Origin of the sequence: Stenotrophomonas sp. GD03877, from assembly GCF_029840555.1 — a bacterium.
GTDB classification, from domain to species: domain Bacteria; phylum Pseudomonadota; class Gammaproteobacteria; order Xanthomonadales; family Xanthomonadaceae; genus Stenotrophomonas; species Stenotrophomonas geniculata.
Genome location: NZ_JAOCCT010000042.1, coordinates 17,153 through 37,338 on the forward strand (window position 1 = coordinate 17,153; position 20,186 = coordinate 37,338).

General features: G+C 65.0%; 21 protein-coding genes. 15 read left to right on the top strand and 6 right to left on the bottom strand.

What is annotated here, in order from left to right:
* Nucleotides 1-57: 57 nt before the first annotated feature.
* From N5D20_RS22020 to N5D20_RS22030, 3 genes are all read right to left on the bottom strand, one after another.
* A complete protein-coding gene (locus N5D20_RS22020) occupies nucleotides 58-504 on the bottom strand; it encodes a hypothetical protein (protein ID WP_010484845.1) in 447 nt (148 codons plus the stop codon).
* Between the two features lie 427 nt (nucleotides 505-931).
* Entirely contained in the window at nucleotides 932-2,611 is a 1,680-nt protein-coding gene (locus N5D20_RS22025; RefSeq protein ID WP_197578481.1) for a type IV secretory system conjugative DNA transfer family protein, read from the bottom strand.
* Nucleotides 2,612-2,647: 36 nt separating this feature from the next.
* The gene (locus tag N5D20_RS22030) at nucleotides 2,648-2,905 is read right to left on the bottom strand and encodes a hypothetical protein (RefSeq protein ID WP_029379975.1); all 258 of its coding nucleotides are present in this window, start codon (nucleotides 2,903-2,905) and stop codon (nucleotides 2,648-2,650) included.
* Nucleotides 2,906-3,139: 234 nt separating this feature from the next.
* On the opposite strand from N5D20_RS22030, the gene N5D20_RS22035 reads away from it, so the two are divergent.
* Nucleotides 3,140-4,351: an MFS transporter gene (locus N5D20_RS22035; RefSeq protein ID WP_197578482.1), complete on the top strand. Its 1,212-nt coding sequence runs from the start codon at nucleotides 3,140-3,142 to the stop codon at nucleotides 4,349-4,351.
* Nucleotides 4,352-4,367: 16 nt separating this feature from the next.
* Here N5D20_RS22035 and N5D20_RS22040 read toward each other — a convergent pair whose 3' ends face one another.
* A complete protein-coding gene (locus N5D20_RS22040) occupies nucleotides 4,368-4,847 on the bottom strand; it encodes a MerR family transcriptional regulator (protein WP_197578483.1) in 480 nt (159 codons plus the stop codon).
* A gap of 89 nt (nucleotides 4,848-4,936) precedes the next feature.
* Between N5D20_RS22040 and N5D20_RS22045 the strand changes: the two genes are divergently transcribed.
* The 4 genes from N5D20_RS22045 to N5D20_RS22060 all read left to right on the top strand — a co-directional run bounded on the left by N5D20_RS22045 (nucleotide 4,937) and on the right by N5D20_RS22060 (nucleotide 7,490).
* Nucleotides 4,937-6,175, top strand: coding sequence for an NADH:flavin oxidoreductase/NADH oxidase family protein (locus tag N5D20_RS22045; protein ID WP_197578484.1), 1,239 nt, complete (start codon nucleotides 4,937-4,939; stop codon nucleotides 6,173-6,175).
* Nucleotides 6,176-6,269: 94 nt separating this feature from the next.
* Nucleotides 6,270-6,746: a hypothetical protein gene (locus N5D20_RS22050; protein WP_197578485.1), complete on the top strand. Its 477-nt coding sequence runs from the start codon at nucleotides 6,270-6,272 to the stop codon at nucleotides 6,744-6,746.
* A gap of 103 nt (nucleotides 6,747-6,849) precedes the next feature.
* Nucleotides 6,850-7,119 (top strand): hypothetical protein, encoded by a 270-nt coding sequence (locus tag N5D20_RS22055; protein WP_010484830.1) that lies wholly within the window; start codon nucleotides 6,850-6,852, stop codon nucleotides 7,117-7,119.
* 125 nt (nucleotides 7,120-7,244) lie between these two features.
* The gene (locus tag N5D20_RS22060; protein WP_197578486.1) at nucleotides 7,245-7,490 is read left to right on the top strand and encodes a hypothetical protein; all 246 of its coding nucleotides are present in this window, start codon (nucleotides 7,245-7,247) and stop codon (nucleotides 7,488-7,490) included.
* Between the two features lie 45 nt (nucleotides 7,491-7,535).
* Here the strand turns inward: N5D20_RS22060 and N5D20_RS22065 are convergent, their stop codons facing one another.
* Nucleotides 7,536-9,065, bottom strand: a complete 1,530-nt coding sequence (locus N5D20_RS22065) for an FAD-dependent monooxygenase (protein ID WP_197578487.1) — start codon at nucleotides 9,063-9,065, stop codon at nucleotides 7,536-7,538.
* A gap of 82 nt (nucleotides 9,066-9,147) precedes the next feature.
* On the opposite strand from N5D20_RS22065, the gene N5D20_RS22070 reads away from it, so the two are divergent.
* Nucleotides 9,148-9,792 carry a TetR/AcrR family transcriptional regulator gene (locus N5D20_RS22070; protein ID WP_197578488.1) on the top strand — a complete coding sequence of 215 codons (645 nt, stop codon included), beginning with the start codon at nucleotides 9,148-9,150 and terminating at the stop codon, nucleotides 9,790-9,792.
* A 74-nt stretch (nucleotides 9,793-9,866) separates the two neighbouring features.
* Nucleotides 9,867-12,008: a TonB-dependent receptor gene (locus N5D20_RS22075; RefSeq protein ID WP_197578489.1), complete on the top strand. Its 2,142-nt coding sequence runs from the start codon at nucleotides 9,867-9,869 to the stop codon at nucleotides 12,006-12,008.
* A 58-nt stretch (nucleotides 12,009-12,066) separates the two neighbouring features.
* On the opposite strand, the gene N5D20_RS22080 is transcribed toward N5D20_RS22075, so the two are convergent.
* Nucleotides 12,067-12,348: a hypothetical protein gene (locus N5D20_RS22080; RefSeq protein ID WP_010484816.1), complete on the bottom strand. Its 282-nt coding sequence runs from the start codon at nucleotides 12,346-12,348 to the stop codon at nucleotides 12,067-12,069.
* 212 nt (nucleotides 12,349-12,560) lie between these two features.
* Here N5D20_RS22080 and N5D20_RS22085 point away from each other — a divergent pair, with 212 nt between their 5' ends.
* The 8 genes from N5D20_RS22085 (at nucleotide 12,561) to N5D20_RS22120 (ending at nucleotide 19,818) form a co-directional block, all read left to right on the top strand.
* The gene (locus N5D20_RS22085; protein WP_049436683.1) at nucleotides 12,561-13,235 is read left to right on the top strand and encodes a response regulator transcription factor; all 675 of its coding nucleotides are present in this window, start codon (nucleotides 12,561-12,563) and stop codon (nucleotides 13,233-13,235) included.
* Nucleotides 13,235-14,584, top strand: coding sequence for a HAMP domain-containing sensor histidine kinase (locus tag N5D20_RS22090; RefSeq protein WP_197578490.1), 1,350 nt, complete (start codon nucleotides 13,235-13,237; stop codon nucleotides 14,582-14,584). The genes N5D20_RS22085 and N5D20_RS22090 overlap by 1 nt, the downstream gene beginning before the upstream one ends.
* Before the next feature lie 323 nt (nucleotides 14,585-14,907).
* Entirely contained in the window at nucleotides 14,908-15,324 is a 417-nt protein-coding gene (locus N5D20_RS22095; protein WP_197578491.1) for a hypothetical protein, read from the top strand.
* Between the two features lie 135 nt (nucleotides 15,325-15,459).
* Nucleotides 15,460-16,650, top strand: coding sequence for an efflux RND transporter periplasmic adaptor subunit (locus N5D20_RS22100; RefSeq protein WP_197578492.1), 1,191 nt, complete (start codon nucleotides 15,460-15,462; stop codon nucleotides 16,648-16,650).
* Nucleotides 16,647-18,611 carry a MacB family efflux pump subunit gene (locus N5D20_RS22105; RefSeq protein WP_279915010.1) on the top strand — a complete coding sequence of 655 codons (1,965 nt, stop codon included), beginning with the start codon at nucleotides 16,647-16,649 and terminating at the stop codon, nucleotides 18,609-18,611. The genes N5D20_RS22100 and N5D20_RS22105 overlap by 4 nt, the downstream gene beginning before the upstream one ends.
* Before the next feature lie 90 nt (nucleotides 18,612-18,701).
* Nucleotides 18,702-19,100 (top strand): hypothetical protein, encoded by a 399-nt coding sequence (locus N5D20_RS22110; protein WP_043398639.1) that lies wholly within the window; start codon nucleotides 18,702-18,704, stop codon nucleotides 19,098-19,100.
* A gap of 27 nt (nucleotides 19,101-19,127) precedes the next feature.
* A complete protein-coding gene (locus tag N5D20_RS22115; protein WP_049436688.1) occupies nucleotides 19,128-19,505 on the top strand; it encodes an EF-hand domain-containing protein in 378 nt (125 codons plus the stop codon).
* Nucleotides 19,506-19,620: 115 nt separating this feature from the next.
* Nucleotides 19,621-19,818 (top strand): hypothetical protein, encoded by a 198-nt coding sequence (locus tag N5D20_RS22120; protein WP_032128612.1) that lies wholly within the window; start codon nucleotides 19,621-19,623, stop codon nucleotides 19,816-19,818.
* Nucleotides 19,819-20,186 lie beyond the last annotated feature (368 nt).

Here is a 20,186-nt window from a genome sequence, read left to right on the forward strand (position 1 = left end):
CATGGAGCCCCTGCGACAGGCGCGGGGAGCAGCACGTTCGATGGTTTCGAGGTGGACTCAGGTGCCGCTGTTGGAATCAGCGCCCTGCGCCGACGCGGTGGGCGTCGAGCCAGCGCTCTGCACAACGATCTGGTTGCCAACAATGGAGACGGAGATGCCTTGCGCCGAATACGCCGAAGTCAGATCGATCACGGCCTGCTGCGCGTTGGTGGTATCGATCTTCGAGACCGCGCCATACAGCGTGAAGTCCGAATTGAGGCGGTAATCCAGCGTCCGGCCTGAATCCTTGGCCCAGCGCTCGAGCATGGCTTTGAGCGTGCCATCCATCGGCGAAGCCTGGTAGACGTAGCTGGAGTACAGCGGGATCTCGGTCGTCGCCACAGCAAAGCGGTTGACCGGCTTCCAGCGCCCACCGAAATCGGGGGCGGACTTGGTGGCACACCCTGCCACCATCAGCGCCGCGACTGCGGCGATGGAGATTTTCGCGATAAACGCCTGATTCATACGGGCTTCACTTTGACGTACGAAAAAGCAGTCCCGAACGTTGGTTCCCTGGTCGTCCGGCGCTGCATGGCGCACGCCGGAATCGGGGAGACGCGCTGGCATGCAGCACACCTGCCCCGGCTCCCCTGCAGCCCGAAAGCTGCCAACCAGGTCGCGGGGCCGCCAGACGTTGCCGACGACACACCCGCACACCCTCACCAACGTCGAAACCATCCTTGTTTCCATGGCACAAACTCCTGGCCACCCTGCATTACAACTTTTGCCATCCAGCACACACTTCTGGATGACGAACACAGAGTTACACAACCACGCGTCAATTCCATGTCAGACAAGTCTGAAAATCTATGAACAGATGCCGAATTTTTGACTAAGTTCACGGTTTCACGTTAGTGAATATGAATCCACGTCACAAATTTAGCGACGTGAATTAGACGTTAAGCATCGGAACGTCGACCTTCGGCAGCAGCCTCGACGTGAAATAGCGATCCTTGTAATAGCGGATCTTGTCGCACTTCACCGGATGCGGTATGCCCTCGTAGAGGAATACTTCCTTGTCCGGCCCCATCGCCTTCAGCTCCTGAGGCAGCATCAGTGCGCGCCGCTCCTCGGTGAAGTTGTGGGTCTTCTCGCGGGCATGGGTGACGTTCTTCTTGCGGATGGTGGTGTAGCCCAGCATGTCCGAGTAGTCGTTGGCGTCCTGCTGCTCGCGCGGCGCGTACAGGATCTGCAGCGCGTGGTTGGTGATGATCGTGCGTGACACTTCCCGTCCGTAGGTGGCATCAAGCTGGGACATGCTCTGGATGATCGGCAGCAGGCGGATGTTGTAACCGGCCATGTAGGACACCGCCGAGGCGATGATCTCGACCTTGCCGATCGAGGTGAATTCGTCCATCAGCAACAGGCACTGGTACTTCAGGTCCGGGTTGGACTTGGGCAGTTCCTTGGTGTTGAGGTTGATCAGCTGGCTGAAGAACAGGTTGATGATCAGCCGGCTCTCGGCCAGCTTGTTCGGCTGGATGCCGATGTAGATGGTCATCTTCTTCCTGCGCACGTCGGTAAGCAGGAAGTCGTTGCTGCTGGTGGCCTTGTCCAGCACCGGGTTGATCCAGGGATTGAGCGGCTCCTTGAAGGTGCCCAGGATCGAGGCGAAGGTCTCATCGGCCTGGGACAGCATGTTGGCGAATGCCGAACGTGCGTTGCCACTGAGGAACGACCGCTCCGACAAGGCCTTGAGGTACTTTTTCAGATCGGTGCCGTCGCCCGATGACAACCGGTAGACAGCGCCCAGCGTCGGCGTGCCGGAGCTGCCCGGAAAACCGCTGCTGCGCTCGTCATCCCAGTTCTCGAACAGATACAGGGTGAAGGCCATGAACGCATTGCGCGCCTGGCTGACCCAGAATTTCTGGTCCTCGGCCCCATCCGGATACAGCATCGCGGCAATGCTCATCAGGTCCGAAACCCGGAACGCCGGATCATCGGACACATAGCTGAGCGGGTTCCAGCGGTGCGTGCGCCGATCTTCGGCGAAGGGATTGAACAGGTAGATCTCCTGGCCCTGGCTGGCGCGCCAGCCACTGGTCAGGTCGAAGTTCTCCTGCTTGATGTCCAGCACCACCAGCGATTCGCCGTACTCCAGCAGGTTCGGAATGACCACGCCCACGCCCTTGCCTGAACGGGTGGGTGCCGCAAGGATCACGAACTGCTGGCCGTCCAGCCGCACCAGCTTGCCGCCATGGCTGCCGACCACGATGCTCTGGCCGGTCTTCTTGAACATGCCGTGCTTGGACAGGTCGGCGCCGGTGGCGAAACGCGCGTCGCCATGCAGCGAGCGCTTGTCCTTCTTCAGCAGCAGCACCAGGCCGGTCACCAGCAGGGCCAGCAGCGGCAGACCGAAGCCCACGTAGCCAGCCCATTTGATCTTGCCCACGAAGGGCGCGACCTGTGGCTGGTCCAGCGCATTGAAGTACTGGTAATAGGTGTTCCAGGTGAACAGCTTGGTATCCAGACCCAGGAAAAACAACGTCAGGTAGCCGGAAAACACGAAACCAAGCAGCAGGGTCGCCAGCGTGATGATGGCGATGAGCAGATACTTCTTACTGGGCAACACCCGAATCCTCCATGATGCGCACAAGGGCGCGACGGCCTAGCGGCGGCGCCAGCGCGACGCCTTCTTCCGCAGGTGGTTTTCGTTCTCCAGCCCGGGCTCTTCGCCCTCTTCACGCACCCGTTGCAACAGCAGTTGGCGCGCTTCGGCCAGTGATACCAGGTCGGTCAGACGATCCCCATCGTCGGCGACGACCGCATGGCCGACCACATCGCCCGGAGCGTACACCGGCGCGTAGGACACCGCTACCAGCTGATAGCGGCCACGCGTCTCCAGCACATGCCTGAACTCCTGCATCGACATCCTCCTTGTTCCAGCACTCCACAGCCCCTGCACGCCCATCATGCCGACCGCCGTGTCGTCATCACATGCAGGAGGCCGGCAACAGGGGGCCGCACGCGCTGCAGCACCGAGCCCATGCCCGGCGTGCCGCAATCCCATCGATCAAACACTGATTTACCCCCGGCGTGGCTGCTGCTGTTGCGGTGCAGCAGTACAATGCCCGGCTCCCCGCCCCCATCGCGCCCCCGCATGAGCCCCAACTCTTCCCTGGCTGCGCGGCTGACGCCCCGTCAGCGCACCTTGATCATTCTTGCCCTGTCCCTGGGCGGCTTCGCCATCGGCACCAGTGAATTTGCCAGCATGGGCCTGATGCTGGAGATCAGCCGCGGCCTGTCGATCTCCGAAACCCAGGTCGGCCACCTGATCAGCGCCTACGCCATCGGCGTGGTGGTCGGTGCGCCGATCCTCGCCTTCGTCGGCGCCAGCTTCCCGCGCCGCAAGCTGCTGCTGGCGCTGATGGGCTTCTATGCTGTCGGCAACCTGGCCAGCGCACTGGCACCGAACTACGGCACGATGCTGATCGCGCGTTTCGTCGCGGGCCTGCCGCATGGCGCCTACTTCGGCGTGGCGATGCTGGTGGCGGCGGCGATCAGCCCGGCCGGCCAGCGCGGCCAGGCGATGTCGCGGGTGCTGCTGGGCCTGTCGATTGCGATCCTGGTCGGCAATCCGCTGACCACCTGGCTGGGCCAGCAGCTGAGCTGGCGCACCGCCTTTGCCCTGGTCAGCCTGCTGGCCATCGCCACCGTGACGATGATCGCGCGCTTCCTGCTGCCGGACCCGGACGAAGTACGCACTTCGCCGATGCGCGAACTGCGTGCCTTCAACACCACCCAGGTGTGGCTGGCGCTGGCAATCGGCGCCGTTGGCTTCGCCGGCATGTTCTGCGTGTTCACCTACCTGGCGCCGACCCTGGTGCAGGTCACCGGCGTGGCCGAATCGTGGATGCCGCTGGCGGTGGGCGTATTCGGCATCGGCGCGATCATCGGCAACATCGCCGGTGGCTGGCTGGTGGACAAGTTCCACTTCAAGGCCGCCGCGGTGGTGCTGCTGTGGTCGATCGTGATGCTGCTGCTCTATCCGCTGGCCGCGCAATCGGTGTGGACCATCGGCCCGATGATCATCACCGTCGGCACCATGGGCGCGCTGGCGGCGGTGCTGCAGACACGCCTGATGGACGTGGCCGGCGAAGCACAGACACTGGCCGCCGCCTCCAACCACGCCGCTTTCAATACCGCCAATGCGCTCGGCCCGTGGCTGGGCGGCATGGCGATCAGCGCCGGCTTCAGCCCGGCCAGCACCGGCTATGTCGGTGCGGCCACCGCGATCGGCGGCCTGCTGCTGTGGTGCGTGGCGGTGATGCTGGACAGGAAGCGCAAAGCAGCCGGCGCGGGCAGCCGCTGACCTTCGCGCCGGATCGTCAGCTGCTGCCCGCGCGGCGGCGGCGATCCGGCCGCAGCAACGCTGTATCGCCGGCCGCCAACGTCGGTCGCGCCAACTCACCGCGCTGTACGCGGTCCAGCACCCGCCGCGAGTTGGCCGCGCAGTCGATGCCCTCCGGCCGTGCCTGGATGTCCTCGATCAGGGCCAGCAGATGGGCCCGGCTCTGTGCCAGCCGCAACTGCAGCGCCTCGATGTCGGCCACCTTCTGCTGCAGCATCGTGATCAATGCGTCGTGCTGCCACTGGCCCATGTCTGGCGGCAGCAGGGTGCGTATCTCCTCCAGGCTGAAGCCGGCGCGCTGTGCACCGGTAATCAGCTCCAGCAACAGCACCGCCTGCTCCGGGTAGTCGCGGTAGCCGTTAGCCTGCCGCTGGACCACCAGCAACCCGGCCTCTTCGTAGAAGCGGATGCGCGACGCCACCAGGCCCGTGCGCCGGGCCAGCTCACCGATCTTCATCTGCCTGAATCCTCGACATCGGAACCTGTTGACCTTCAATCAAACTTGAAGGTTAGCGTAGCGCCATTCCCCTGTCCTGGAGCTGTCCGATGCCGCTGTTCTCGCCCTTGGCACTACCCTCCGGTGCCGTCATCCGCAACCGCATCGCCAAGGCGGCTATGGAGGAAAACATGGCAGACGCCGACCACGCCCCCTCCGAGGCGCTGCTGCAGTTGTACCAGCGCTGGGCCGACGGTGGCGCCGGACTGATCATCACCGGCAACGTGATGGTTGATGGGCGCGCCATGACCGGGCCGGGCGGCGTGGTACTGGAAGACGACCGTCACCTCGACCGCTTCACCGCCTGGGCGGACACTGCCCGCTCGCGGGGCGCGCAGATGTGGATGCAGATCAATCACCCGGGGCGGCAGATGCCTGCCGCACTCGGCCAACCCGCGCTCGCGCCGTCAGCCGTTGCTTTGCAGATGGGCGCGCTGTCCAAGCAGTTCGCACCGCCGAAGGCGATGACCGAGGACGACATCGACGCGGTGATCGCGCGCTTCATCCGCAGTGCCGAGCTGGCCGAGCGCGCCGGTTTCAGCGGGGTGGAGATCCATGCCGCGCACGGCTACCTGCTCAGCCAGTTCCTGTCGCCGCTGTCGAACCGTCGCGAGGATCGCTGGGGCGGCAGCCTGGACAACCGTGCGCGCCTGCTGCTGGAGATCGTGCAGGGTGTGCGCGCGGCCGTGGCGCCCACCTTCGTGGTGGCGGTGAAGCTCAACTCCGCCGACTTCCAGCGCGGCGGTTTCTCGCCCGAGGACGCGCGCGCCGTGGTGGAGATGCTGGCGCCCCTCGGCGTGGATCTGGTCGAACTGTCCGGCGGCAGCTATGAAGCACCGGCCATGACCGGCGCCGCACGCGACGAACGCAACGTGGCCCGCGAAGCGTACTTCCTCGAATTCGCACGCGAGATCGCCACGGTGGCGACGATGCCACTGATGGTCACCGGCGGCATCCGCCGCCGCGAAGTGGCAGAACAGGTGCTGGCCAGCGGCGTGGCCATGGTCGGCATCGCCACCGCGCTGGCGATCGAGCCGGATCTGCCGCAGCACTGGCAACAAGGCCGCGACCCGGTGCCGACACTGCGCAAGATCAACTGGCGCAGCAAGCCGCTGGCGGCCAGCGCGCACATGGCCGCAGTGAAGTATCAGCTGGGTCGGTTGAGCCGGCGCCGCCCCACCGCGCCCGGTATCTCACCGGCATGGGCACTGCTGCTGGCACAGGCGGCCGCAAAGTGTCGGACCCGCCGCTACCGGCGCTGGATCGGCGCCCGCGTCATCGCACATTGAGCCGCGCGGTCTTCTCATCACCGCAGCGATGCTCCACCATCTGCAGGGCCGGCGGCAGTTCCGCCGCCGGTCGCAGCATGGAGATGGAAGCCACGTGGCAGCAGGATCGACCAAGAACCGCGAGAAGCTGCTCGACGACCTGCTCTCGCTGGGCCGCAACTGGGCACTTGCCATCGCCATCGCCGGTGCCGGCGCGGCCGTCCACTACAACGAATCGGTCTACGAGGCCGGGCTCTGGCGTGGCCTGCTGCCCACGCTCTGCTTCCTGGTCGCGATCATCTGGATCGTGCTCAGCATCATCCGCTTCGACCTGACCCTCCAGCAGCACTTCGAGCGCAAGCGCACGCGCTGGCTCAGCCGCCTGCTCTACGTCGTGCTGCTCGGTACCGGCATCACCGCCGTGTTCTTCGTGACCGAACTGGCGTCCAACAACCACATCGCAAGAATGTGCGACGCCGTGGCCAACGAACCGGCCAGCCGGATCCACAGGTCCGCCGAGTGCCAGCGCCTGTATCAGCATCGGGCGGCCTACCGGCAACGGCTGGAATCGGCCGAAGGCGAGTTCGACTGAAGCCTGCGCCGGCTGCGCATCGCGTGCGCGAAAAACACATGGCGTGGATATGCGGTCGGGCACAGTGGCTGCGCCTCCCTTGCAGCGAACGAACGCCGCCGACATGCACCACCCACCCGCCCCTGCCCGTCACGATGCCATCGCCCTTCAGGCCGGTGTACTCGGCAGTGTGTTGGGCGTGACGCTGTTCAAGGCGATCGCACTGTCCGCACTGGCGAGTGGATCCTTGATGGTGATCGGGCTGTGGCTGCTGGCCTGCGCGCTGCTGGCTGCCTGGGCACTGGCCGCCTGCCTGGCCTGCCTTGCGCTGAGCCGGCGCGTATTCGTGCTGATGCTGGCGCTGAGCATGATGCTGATGATCTGCGTCGCCTGACATCAGCAGGCGCCGGACTATCGCGCATCTGTTACAGAATAACAAGTGTGATTGGATGGATTGCGCGCGCCCGGGGTCACAGATTTGAATTCCATGGCCAGCCCGGCACCACCCGAGACCTCCCCATGAACCCGCAGCCCCTGCTTCGCGCCTCCCTCACCGCCGTTGCCCTGGCCTCGCTCAGCGCCTGTGCCACCTATGACGACAGCAACATGCATCAGGCCTGCCAGGAGTCGCCACACCTGAAAGACCTGCCGCGCGAAGTGGCTGCCCGCGAGAGCCGCTGCAACAAGGGCATGGAAGTGTGGTCGAGCGAGCGCAAGGGCAGCGACAGGCCGATCGACCTGAGCGGCAAGAAGAAGGATCTGTAACCGTACCCGGCGCAGCCCACATCGGCTGCGCCTTCGGCATGGGGATCATGCTGTCGACAGCGGCCCGAACCAGCGCTGCAATGCTGGGCCTAGCCCCGCCTCGTCTCCACCCGCGTCGCAGGCCCAGGCGACGATGCCATCCGGACGCACCAGCGCGGCACCCAGCCTGAGCACGTCGTCCATCCGGGGCGTGGCGCAGCGTAGACGGGGTGGCCATTCACCGTCGCCATAGCCCCCTTGCTGTCGTGCATCGAACACCAGCAATGCGCCCTGCCCCGTCCTCAGTGCTTCGCCCAAGCGCCGGCCATCGGTCAGCGCGAAATCAGGCGCGCTGCGGCCAACCAACGGATGCCCCGCGCCCAGGTCGAGCTGCTGCGACACGCCCCATACCCGCTCGGCCAGATAGGTGGCGCCATCACGGGTACCGGCCAGATCGGCCATCACCGCCGCCAACGCGCGCGAACCGGCTCCAGGACGCATCAATGCAACCTGCGCGCGCGACCAGTCCAGTACTTTGGCGCCCATCGGATGCCGTTCCGCGTGATAGCTGTCCAGCAGCGCCACGCCGGCATCACCGCGTACTACCCTGGCCAGTTTCCAACCCAGGTTCATCGCATCGCCAATGCCCAGATTCAGGCCCTGTCCGCCCAGTGGCGAATGCACATGCGCAGCGTCGCCTGCCAGCAGCACGCGGCCGTTGCGATAGGCGCTGGCCTGGCGCGCGCCATCGGTCCAGGTGCTGTGCAGATGCAGCGCGGTGATGGTCACGTTGCGGGCAGACACACGCCGCAGCAGGGCCTGCGCAGCGTCCAGATCGAGCTGCGTGCGATGACCGGCACCTCCGTCGAAATCGGCCAGCGCCAGCACGCCCGGCGGATTGAAATTGCACATGCCCTGCGCGGTGTACTGCCGGCCAGGTGTCAGCACCGACGGATCTTCCAGTTCAACCAGCAGCGAATGGCCGGTGAATTCCGGATCGGTGCCGACGAAGCTGAAACCACACTGCTTTCGCACGGTGCTGCGGCCACCGTCGCAGCCGACCAGCCAACGACCGCGCACGGCTCCGCCAGCAGTCTCAATGACCAGCTCCGTCTCGCCGGCCTGTACCGCCTCTACCGCTCGCCCGCGTTCGATACAGACACCCAGCGCAATCGCACGTTCGGCCAATACCTTTTCCAGGGCCTGCAGCTCCACCGCCATCTGCGTGCCCACTGGCGTCGGCAGGCGCCAGCTCCAGCGCGTACGGTCGACGTCGTCCAACGCAAACGGAATGCCAGCGAAGTGGCCGCCCAACGCCCGCGGCTGTGCCAGCCAATGGGCGGTGCCGGGCGGCGGCGCGCCCTTGTCGGGCTTGAGCACCTGTGTCGCGGCGACCGCGTCCAACAGGCCGCGCCGATCCAGTGCCTCCAGCGTGGGGGCGTTCAGGCCGCGCAGCCCGAATGGCAGGCGCTTCAACGGCGAATCAGCGGAACCGGCCTGTTCCAGCACCAGCACTGAACACCCGGCCTGGGCCAGTTCGCAGGACAGGAACAAGCCAACCGGGCCAGCACCGGCAATGACGATGTCGTACAGCATGGAGATTCCTTGTGAGCGCCGGGTCGGCGCTCTGGCGGACCGAATGTTACACTCGGTGTACGTTTTCACACGTGAACCGCCCATGACCCCGCCTCCTGGCCGTCGCGAGCAGCGCAAAGCCGAGACCCGACAAGCGATTTCGGACGTCGCCACCGAGCTGATCATCCGGCGGGGCTTCGAGGCCGTCTCCATGTCCGAGATCGCCGAAGCCGCGGGCGTCTCACGCAAGACAGTCTTCAACTACTTCGCCAGCAAGGAAGACCTGGTGTTCGATCGCGATGAGGAGGCGCGCACGCTGCTGCGCGAGGGCATGATGGCGCGCAGCGGAATGACTCCGCTGGCGGCCTTCCAGTCACTCGTGCGCGAGTTGCTGGAGGCTGGCCATCCACTGCTGCGCATCAATGCCGGCGCTGCCGCCTTCTGGGGCACCGTGGCGGAGAGCCCGGTACTGGTCGCGCACGCGCGACGGCTGCAGGCGCAGTTGACTGACGATCTGGCGCGATTGATGGCCGCCGCTGCCGGCCGGCCCGAACATGATGCCGAAGCGCGATTGGGCGCGGCCATGCTGCTGGCGTCAATGGTGGCGGCCTATGAGAAAGGATTGGCAAGCCAACTGCAGGGCAAGGACCCGCGCGAGGCCATGCTGCAGCTGATCGTGCGCGGCGCCACCGGGGTACTGGTGGCCTTGGCGGGCACCCCATATACGGACCCCCGCGCGCGTCCATAGCGCATTCGGGGGATAGGTTTCTAAGTGTTGCAAATGCTAATCTTTCTCATTTGCAGAAACATAAGCTCTCCCCAATGCCCCTTCCTACGCCCCTGCAACGTGCCCTGTACCTGGCACTGGCCCTGCCCTTGGCGCCCCTTGCCCATGCCACCGAGCCCCCTACTGCCGCGCCCAAGGACCTGGACAAGATCGAGGTTCGCGGGCGTGCACAGACGCTGTACCGGGTGGACGATGCCGCGGTCGGCACCCGCACGGATACACCGCTGGAGCTGGTCCCACAGTCGATCCAGGTCATCCCGCGTGAACTGATCGACGACCAGGCGGCGCGTCAGGTAACCGATCTCTATCGCAGCATCAGCGGCATCAGCTATTTCAGCTATGCCGGGGTGACCCTGCGCGGCTTCCGCCAGGAGAACGTGCTGTATGACGGTCTGCGCGGCGATCCGTATGCAGGATTCTCGGTGCCGCAGCTGTTCAACATCGATCGCGTGGAAGTGCTGAAGGGACCGGCAGGCGCGCTGTATGGCGGGGGTGATGCAGGCGGTGTCATCAACTACGTGACCCGCAAGCCCAAAGCCGCTGCCGAGCGCCGCATCGAGGTCCAGCTGGGCGACAAGGACTTCCGTGCCGGATCGATCGAGGGTACCGGGCCGTTGAATGCCGCCGGCAGCGTGCGCTATCGCGCCGGGCTCTATGCCGACAATGAAAAGGGCGTGCGCTGGAACACCGACAGCGAGAGCGTGATCGGCGATGCCTCGCTGGCCTTCGACGTCGGCCAGACCGGCGAACTGGTGCTGCAGTTCACCGACATCACCCAGAACCTTGGTGGCAACCGTCTGCGCGGCGTGCCGGTCAACGATGCAGGCACGTTCCTGGCCGACCGCCGCTGGAACCACAACGAGGCCAGCGACTTTCTCGACATGCGCGCCAAGGTGGCACTGGCGCAGTATCGCTTCGCGCCGCTCGACACGCTGGACCTGGACTTCGCCGCCCGCTGGTTCAGCAACAACGAACACCAGATGTACCACGAGCCGATGGGCCTGATCGATCGTGACCGCGATGGCGTGGCCGAGTGGATGACCCGCCAGCTGCGCAACCAGATCCGCGACAACGAAGCATTCACTGCCAACGGCAGTGCAGTCTGGCGGGTGACCACCGGCGCGGTGGAGCACAAGGTGCTGTTCGGCGCCGATGTGTACCAGCTGGATGCGGATTTCACCGCACAGACCGCGAACAGCGCTGACCTTGCGCGTGGTGCCGGGCCGGTGCGCGGCATCGACCTGTTCAATCCCGTGTACGGCGCCAGTACCTGGCACGACTACAACCTGGCGGCCCTGCCCTGGCGCAGCACGTCCACCCGCAGCAAGCGCTATGGCGGCTACCTGCAGGACGAACTGGCACTGGGCACACGCTGGCATGTGCTGGCCGGACTGCGCTGGGATGGCTTCAAGGATGAGGACCGCATGGGTGGCAGCAGCGTGGATGGCAACGATCTCAGCTGGCGGCTGGGCAGCACGTTCACCGTGCGCGAGGGCCTGAATGTCTACGCCAACGTCGCCAGTGGTTTCGTGCCGCAGAGTGCCGCCAACCAGAACCCGGCCGCTGGCGGACCGTTCGATGCCGAACGCAGCAAACAGTGGGAAGTGGGCATGAAGTTCCTGCTGGCCGATCGTGTGACCTTGAACATGGCGGCCTACCGGATCGACCGCAGCAACATCGTGCAGGCCACCGGCGAGGTGATTGGTGGCGTGAACCAGTTGGCCCCGCTGGGCCTGGTACGCAGTACCGGCATGGAGCTGGACCTTCTGGCCGACCTCAGCGAGCGCTGGGTGCTGAACCTGACCTACGCCTACAACGATGCGCGGGTGAAGGACGCCGGCCCGAATGGCATCACCAACGCCTCCGGCGACCGATTCGCCAATGCGCCGCGCAACAAGCTGGGATTGTGGACGCGTTATGACCTGCCGGCGATCAACTCCGCCATCGGCTTTGGCGCCGATCACGTCGGCGAACGCGTCAGCCTGGATGGGCAGACAGTCAAGGCCTACACCGTGTTCGACGTGAGCTGGAAGACCACGTGGAGGCAGTGGCAGTTCCAGGCCAACGTCAAGAACCTGTTCGACAAGGTGTACGCGGCCAGTGGCTTCATCGAACGCAACGGGCATTTCCCCGGCGAGCCACGACGGGTGTATGTGCAGGCGGCCTACAGCTTCTGAGGCAGGGCTGCGAACCATGATGGCAGGGGGAGGTGGCTACCCACCTCCCCTCCCGGCATCAGTGCGAGCAGGCCACAAGCATCGAGCGGGTGGCCATCTGGGTGGAGGTGAAGCCGTTCTTGTTGCCCACCGCGATGGCGTTGCCGTCGTCGCCATCCTTGCTGAAGACCACATAGCCGCCTGGGCACATCTGCCCGGCCTTTTCGTAGCAGCCACTCCAGGAGCTGGAGCCGCTGCAGTCGATGGAGACGCCACGCCGGCCATCGGGGGTGACGGTCATCCTGGCGGTGGTGCAGCCACTCAGCGCGGCCACGAACAACAACGGAACGAACAACTTCATCGGTACTCCAGGGGGTTGAGGATCAACGGAAGGGCGCCAAGGCTGGAGTGCCCGGATTGCGCGAACCTTGCGCCGACGTCCGCTTTCCTGCGTCCATTACAGCCTTGCGGGACATCGGGAAGGCACGCCATGTTCACGCAATGTTCCTGTAATACGGTGCCGGCGCGTGCCGAACCGACCCGCCACGCCCCCTTCCTGCGCAAGCCCTGCCGATGCACATCCTGCTGATTGAAGACGAAGCCGAACTGGCCGCTACCCTGAAGTCCGCCCTGCAGCGCGAGCGCTACGTGGTGGATCTGGCCAACACGCTGGCGCTGGCCCGCGAAGCGGCCCTTTGCGGATCGCACGACCTGGTATTGCTGGACCGCACCCTGCCCGACGGCGACGGCCTGGGATTGATTCCGCTATTGCGTGAGCGCAACCCCGGGGTGCCGATCATCGTGCTGAGCGCGCTGGGGCAGCTGCCGGACCGCATCGCCGGCCTGGATGAGGGCGCGGACGACTATCTGGCCAAGCCCTTCGCACTCGAAGAGCTGTTCGCCCGCATCCGCGCTGCCGGGCGCCGGCCGAGCGGCATGCAGGTGGAACTGGTGAGCATCGGCCGGTTGGTGTTCGATCCGGCATCGGGCGAGGCCAGCGTGGGCGGGCAACGGCTGGAGCTGCCGCGCCGTGAGATACGTGTATTGGCCACGTTGGCCCGGCGGCTGGGCCGCACCGTACTGCGCGAGTCGATTGAGATGGCAGTGTATGGATTCGATGACGGCATCCATTCCAACACGCTCGATTCGCATGTCTCGCGCCTTCGCCGCAAGCTGGCCGATGCCGATGCAGGAGTAGAGATACACGCCATCCGCGGCGTCGGCTATCTGATGCGGGAAGCCAAGTAATGGCGCGTCGTCCATCGCTGAAGCGCCCGTTGATCGTCAAAACGCTGATCTATCAGCTGCTGGCGTTGCTGGTGGCGTTCTTCGCGCTGCTGATGGTGCTGATACGTGCCGACAGCGGTGGCTACTACACCATCCAGACCTTCGCGCCGGTGGCTGCCGACGCGGTGCACCGCGACCGCAATGGCGAACTGTACGTGCAGAACACGCCGGAACTGGCCGAACTGCTGAAGATCGTTCCCGGTGCATGGTTCATCGCCGAGGATGAGCACGGCCACCACGTAACGTTCGGGCCTGTGCCGCCGGCCTATGCCTCGCTGGTAGGCGCACTGGATGGCATCCCCTTTGGCGACCTGCGCGGGCGGGATCGCAGCGATGGCCTGGCCGTCGTGGTCCGCCAGCACAGCGGGCCGGCCGGCAAGCTGACCATCATGGCCCATGGCGAAACCGATACGCTGACCTGGCAGATGGCGCTGGCGGCACACATCATCACCCTGCCGATCTTCCTGCTGCTGGGCCTGGCCACCATCGTCCTGACACCGATCATCGTGAGACGGGCCCTGGCCGGGGTGGAGCGCATCGCCCAGGAAGCCCGCAACATCTCCGCCAGCCGCCGCGGTGTCCGCCTGACAGAAACCGCTGTGCCGGTGGAGATCGCTCCGTTGGTGACTGCGGTGAATGAAGCACTGGAGCGGCTGGACGAGGGGCACGAACGGCAACGCCGCTTCATCGCCGCCGCCGCGCATGAGCTGCGCACGCCCATTGCGATTCTGAGGGTGAAGGTCGATGCGGCCGACGACGCCACCTCGCGCAGCCTGGCCGTGGAAGTGGCGCGGTTGGCGACGCTGGCAGAGCAGCTGCTGGATCTGCACCGCATGGACGAAGACGGGCCGAAGGAAACCATCAACCTGGCGCGGGTGGCCAAACGGGTGGCCGCCGATCTGGCGCCGCTGTTGATCCAGTCGGACAAGACCGTAGCCGTCGCGGTGGAATCGCATTTCCCGGTGCTCGGCGAGACCGGCGCAGTGGAGCGGGTAATTTCCAACCTGATACTGAATGCTGCCGAACATGGTGGACGCCAGATCATCGTGCGCGTTCAGGGCAGCTGCCTGGAGGTCGAGGACGACGGCGCCGGCATACCGGTCGAACAGCGCGAACGCGTTTTCGAACCCTTCCATCGGTTGCGGCCGCGGCAGACGGGCGCGGGCCTGGGGCTGAACCTGGTGCGCCAGGTGATCGACCGCCACGGCGGCCACGTCACGATTCTGGATGCGCCGGGCGGTGGTGCATTGATCCGTGTCGAGTTTCCATTGCATCCGGGTGTGACCAGCACGCCACCGCTGGAGCACTGAACACATCGCATGCACCTGTGTAACTGGCACCTGTCCATGCGTGGCCGGCAGCGAGGACAGGCAAGGTTGCGGCAATGTTCGCTGGACAGCATCGGGGTGTGGCACCTGCCGTGCCACCGCGTTCCGATCTGACAGGAAGCCTGCATGTGACCCAGGGAGCTCCTCCACCGTCCTCTTCCACGCGCACTGTGCCACCACGGAATTCGCCGGCGCTTACCGCTGCCGCATGGAATCGCCGCCCGCGCACTGGCCGCGCGCCCGGCCTGCAACACTGGCCGCGCTGGCTGCGGACAGTTCCCGATATCGAGCGCGCTGGCGTGTTGATGCGGCTGTTCGGCGCGTTGTTTCTGCTGCTGCCCGGCCTTGCGCTGGTGGCTTCAACGTATCGGCACGCGAGCACCGCGGCAGCGGCGGCCGTGTTCCTGTTCGTTGCCGTGCATGCCGCGCTGCACGGGCTGGCGGCATGGCGGGCGGCAACCCCGCACCCAACGCCACCGCTGCTGCGCGCCCTGGACGGCCATGCCGCTGGGATAATGATTGCCAGTGCGCTGCTGATCACCATCGGTGCAGGAATGACGAAGCTGCATGCTTCAACCTTCCTCTGGTTGTTGGCCGGTGCTGCGATTCAACTCTGCACTGCGCGCATCGCAGGTCACCGGCTGCGAAATGCACTGCTGGTTCTCGGTAGCGCCCTGCAGTTCATCGCCGTCGCACTGCTCGCTCTTCACGCCGCGCGCTGACACAACGATCGCTCCGCAAGGTTCGCGCAACCCAGCGCATGAAGACTCGACGGTCAACCACGTCTGCCACGACAGACGTGTGTTTCTACTGCCGCGAGGACCCCCGATGACCTGTCTGTTCTGGATGTTGCGCCGATGAGCGCCGTACCGCGCAAGCGCCGCCGTGCGCTCATCATTGCTGCCGGCCTGCTGTGCAGCGCGCTGATTCTGTTCGCGTGGTTGCGGCCCGCAGCACCTGCGCACCTGCAGGTTGCACCGGTCGCTCGCGGCAACATCGAACAGGTGGTGGAGGCCACTGGCACGCTGAAGCCCTCGCGACTGGTAAGCGTGGGTGCACAGGTCTCCGGCCGCATCGATACTCTGCATGTAAAGCTGGGCGACAAGGTGAAAGCCGGCGATCTCATTGCCGATATCGATTCGCGCACTCAGCGCAATGCATTGCTGAGCGCGCAGGCCGCGCAGCGCACCGCGCGCGCCAACCGCGATGCACTGGCCACCGACTTGCGCCAGTTCGAGCTGACACTGCATCGGCAGCAGCAACTGGCGGCCTCGCAACTGGTGGCCCGCGCCGACTTCGATGCAGCCAAGGCCAAGGTCGATGCCACCCGGGAACAAATCGCTGCGCTGGACGGTGAAGTGACGCGCCGACAGACCGACGTCGATGTCGCACAGACCAATCTGGAATTCACCCGCATCACCGCCCCCACCGACGGCACCGTACTGGCCGTGGTCGCGCGCCAGGGGCAGACCGTGAATGCGGTGCAGAGCGCCCCCACCATCGTGATGCTGGGCAACCAGGACGTGATGACGGTGTACGCCGAGATCTCCGAGGCCGACGTCGTACACACCTCGGTTGGCCAGGAAGCATTCTTCACCATTCTTGGTGATGCCGGCCGCCGCTACAGCAGCACGTTGCGGGATATCGCGCCAGCGCCGGAATCGATCACCAACGAAGACAGCTCCAGCCTTGCTGCACCGGCAGTGTCGGGTGGAAGCCGCACGGCCATGTACTACAACGGCCAGTTCGACGTGGACAACGCCGATGGCCGCCTGCGCAGCTACATGACCGCGCAGGTTCGCATCGTGCTGGGCCGCGCCAACAACGTACTGACCATTCCCTCGGCCGCATTGGGTGCGCGCGCCGCCGATGGCAGCTACAGCGTGCAGGTACGTGGTGCCGACGGCCGCGCCAGCACGCGGCGCGTCACTACCGGGCTGGATGATCAGATCCAGGTGGAAGTACGCACCGGGCTGAAGGAAGGCGAACAGGTCGTGCTGGCGCAGGCCGATGCCGAAGCCACCAACGCACCCGCGCAATCCAGATGAGCACGACCACGACCGAGCCGCTGCTGCGCGTTCGCGGCGTACGCCGCGAGTTTGCCGCAGGCGAGCAGACATTGGTGGTACTCGACGGCATCGACCTGGATATCCACGCAGGTGAACTGGTGGCCATCGTAGGCCAGTCCGGTTCGGGCAAGTCCACGCTGATGAACATCCTGGGCTGCCTGGATCGCCCTTCCGCCGGTCTCTATCAGATCTCCGGGCGCGAGACCGCGCAGATGTCGCCTGATGAACTGGCCGAACTACGCCGCGAGCACTTCGGCTTCATCTTCCAGCGCTACCACCTGCTGACCGATCTGACTGCACTGAGCAATGTGGAAGTGCCTGCGATCTACGCCGGCATGCCTGCCGATGCACGCCATGCGCGTGCGGCCACGCTGTTGTCGCGGCTTGGCCTGGGCGAGCGCATGCAGCATCTTCCTGGTGAGCTGTCGGGTGGCCAGCAGCAACGCGTTTCGATTGCGCGTGCCCTGATGAATGGTGGCGCGGTGATCTTCGCCGACGAACCTACAGGTGCGTTGGACACGCATTCCGGCAAGGAGGTTATGAAGATCCTCGGCGAGCTGCATGCCGAGGGCCATACCGTGGTGCTGGTTACGCATGATTTGGCCGTGGCCGAGCATGCGCAGCGCATCATCGAAATCCGCGATGGGCGGATTGTGGGTGATCGTGCCACCGGTACTGGTCTGTCAGCAGGCGTGGCGACGCCAGCCGTGCCCCAGCCTGCGGGCAACAGCGGCTGGCAGGTCTGGCGGGACCGTTTCACTGAAGCCTTCCGCATGGCACTGCGCGCGATGAACGCCCACCGCATGCGCACCTTCCTGACCATGCTCGGAATCATCATCGGCATTGCTTCGGTCGTGGCGGTGGTAGCACTGGGCACCGGTGCACGGCAGGCCATCCTGTCCAACATCTCCTCGTTGGGTACCAACACGATCGAGATCTATCCCGGTTCCGGCTTTGGCGACCTGCACTCGGCGCGGGTGGAAACACTCACCCCCGGCGACAGCGTGCCCCTGGCCCGGCAACCCTTCGTGGACAGCGCCCCCCCGGGTGTTGCCACCAGCGGCACCGCCCTGCGCGGCAACCGCTCTGCCAGTGTGCAGGTGCAGGGCGTCAGCGAGCAGTACTTCCGCGTGCATGGCCTGAAGCTCGGCGAGGGCGCCTTCTTCGGTCCACCCGGCGTGGCCGGCTATCAGCAGGTGGTGGTAATCGACGCCAATACCCGCGCACGCTTCTTCGCCGCGGCCGACAATCCGATCGGGCAGACCCTGCTGCTGGGCAACGTGCCGGTACGCGTGGTGGGTGTGGTGAAGAAGGACGCCGGCGCGGCCGGCGATGCCTCGTTGCTGCGGGTGTGGCTACCCTACACCACCACCATGGCGCGCATGCTGGGGCAGAGTCACGTGTCCAGCATCACCGTACGCGTCTCGGATGCGATCAGCATGGAAGCGGCTGAGCAGGCCATCGCGCGACTGCTGACTCGCCGCCACGGCAGCACCGATTTCTACATGAGCAACAACGCGCAGATCCGTAGATCCATTGAACAGACCACCGGCATCCTGACCATGATGATCAGCTCCATCGCTGCCATCGCACTGGTGGTGGGCGGAATCGGGGTCATGAACATCATGCTGGTCTCGGTGACCGAGCGAACCCGCGAGATCGGCGTGCGCATGGCGGTGGGCGCGCGCCGCAGTGACATCCTGCAGCAGTTCCTGATCGAATCGGTGCTGGTCTGCCTGCTCGGCGGTGTACTCGGCATCGGCGTGGCCCTTGCGTTGGGCGCGGTTCTGGAGCTGGCCGATGCTGGCTTCAGCCTGGTGTTCTCCGTCAATTCGATTTTGGCCGCCTTCGCCTGTTCCAGCCTGATCGGCGTTGGCTTCGGATTCCTGCCGGCACGACGTGCCGCACGGCTCGATCCGGTGGAGGCGCTGGTCCAATAGCCAGTGCATCCCCCTCCAGTGACAGCAGGTTCGCGCAATGTCCGCGGTGTGTACTGCAGCTACCAAGAAATTCCGCACAGGAGCTGGACGATGTTTCCTAGAACAGAAAGAACCGCGCTACTGCTGGCAGCTGCTGCGCAGCTACTGGTGCTGATGCCCTACTCCAGCGACGCCCATGCACAGCGTGGCGACCGCTACAGCCCGCACTGGAGCCAGGACTACCGCGATCGGGAACGCGATGCGTGGGAGCGGCGCGAACGTGAGCGGGATCGTGAGCGGGAACGCGAGCGCCGTCACGACGCCAAGACCGCCGGCGTGGTGGTGGGCGTGGTAGGTGCAGCGGTGGTGGCCGGCGTAATTGCCGCTGCTGCCAAGCGCGAACGCGAAGTCCGCGAGCGCGCCGACTACTGCATGAACCGCTACGGCAACTACGACCGCCGCAACGATACCTATCGCGGCGCCGACGGCTACACCTACCCCTGCCGCTGATTGACCCTCAACAAGGACAAACACCCCATGACCAGAACTGCTCTGTTGATTGCCCTGTGCGCTGCCCCATTACTGGCCGAGGCCGCACCGGCCGATCCGAAACAGGCCTACATCGATTCCACGTTCACCGCGATGGATACCAACAAGGATGGACGCGTCGACAAGTCCGAGTACGCAGAATTTCAGCAGGGCCGTTTCAACAAGCAGGCCGATTCAATCGACGCCGCATTTACCGCGATGGACAAGAACAAAGACGGAAGGATCAGCAAGGAGGAAGCCATCGTGGTGCCGGAGATCGCGAAGTACTTTGCGGGCCTGGACACCGATGGTGATGGCTATCTGTCACTGAAGGAAATGCAACAAGCCATGGTGGCCGCTCAGACTGCAGACGCACCAACAAAGTAAATCCAGGGCGGGGCGCTGAAGATGGATGCCCATCCGGACGCGGTGCGGGTTGAACACACCCTCTTCCCACGTTAGCCTCCGAGATGCCCAAGGAGGGCTATCAACGGAGTGAAGCATGAAGATTGGATTCAAGCTGTCTGTTGCTATTGCGGCTGCTGCACTGACCCTGGGAATCGGCAGTGCCTCCGCGCAGTCCCGCTGTACCCCGTGCTACACCGCCTACGAGGCTTGTCTGGCGGCGGGCAATGGCGAGAAGGTGTGCTACCCGGCATTTGCCCGCTGCCTACGGAACAGCGGCTGCACCATCCCGTAAGTCACGCACTGCCGTGATGTGTGCCGGCCCCCATTTTTGGGGGCTGGCACTGGTGCTTCTCGAAAGGTGACCCTCGCTCCTCACGGTATCAGTCTGCATTCCAGCTGGCCGGCCAAGCCGAGCATGCACGCAGAACACCCATCCGCCATATCGGTAGCACAATGCGACCGGCACATTTGCGCAACAGCGTGCGGACCCGGTACTGAGCTCCCTGACACTCTTTGCCGTTCTTTGCAGCGCCACCCCTGCGAGGCAACAGCACCAGGCGGAAGGCCGTTCCAATTCAGGTATCCTTGCGCGCAGTCAGCCACGCCTTCATGCGGCCACTGCAGTGCAGCATCGACGTTGCCGACGAACACACGATTCAC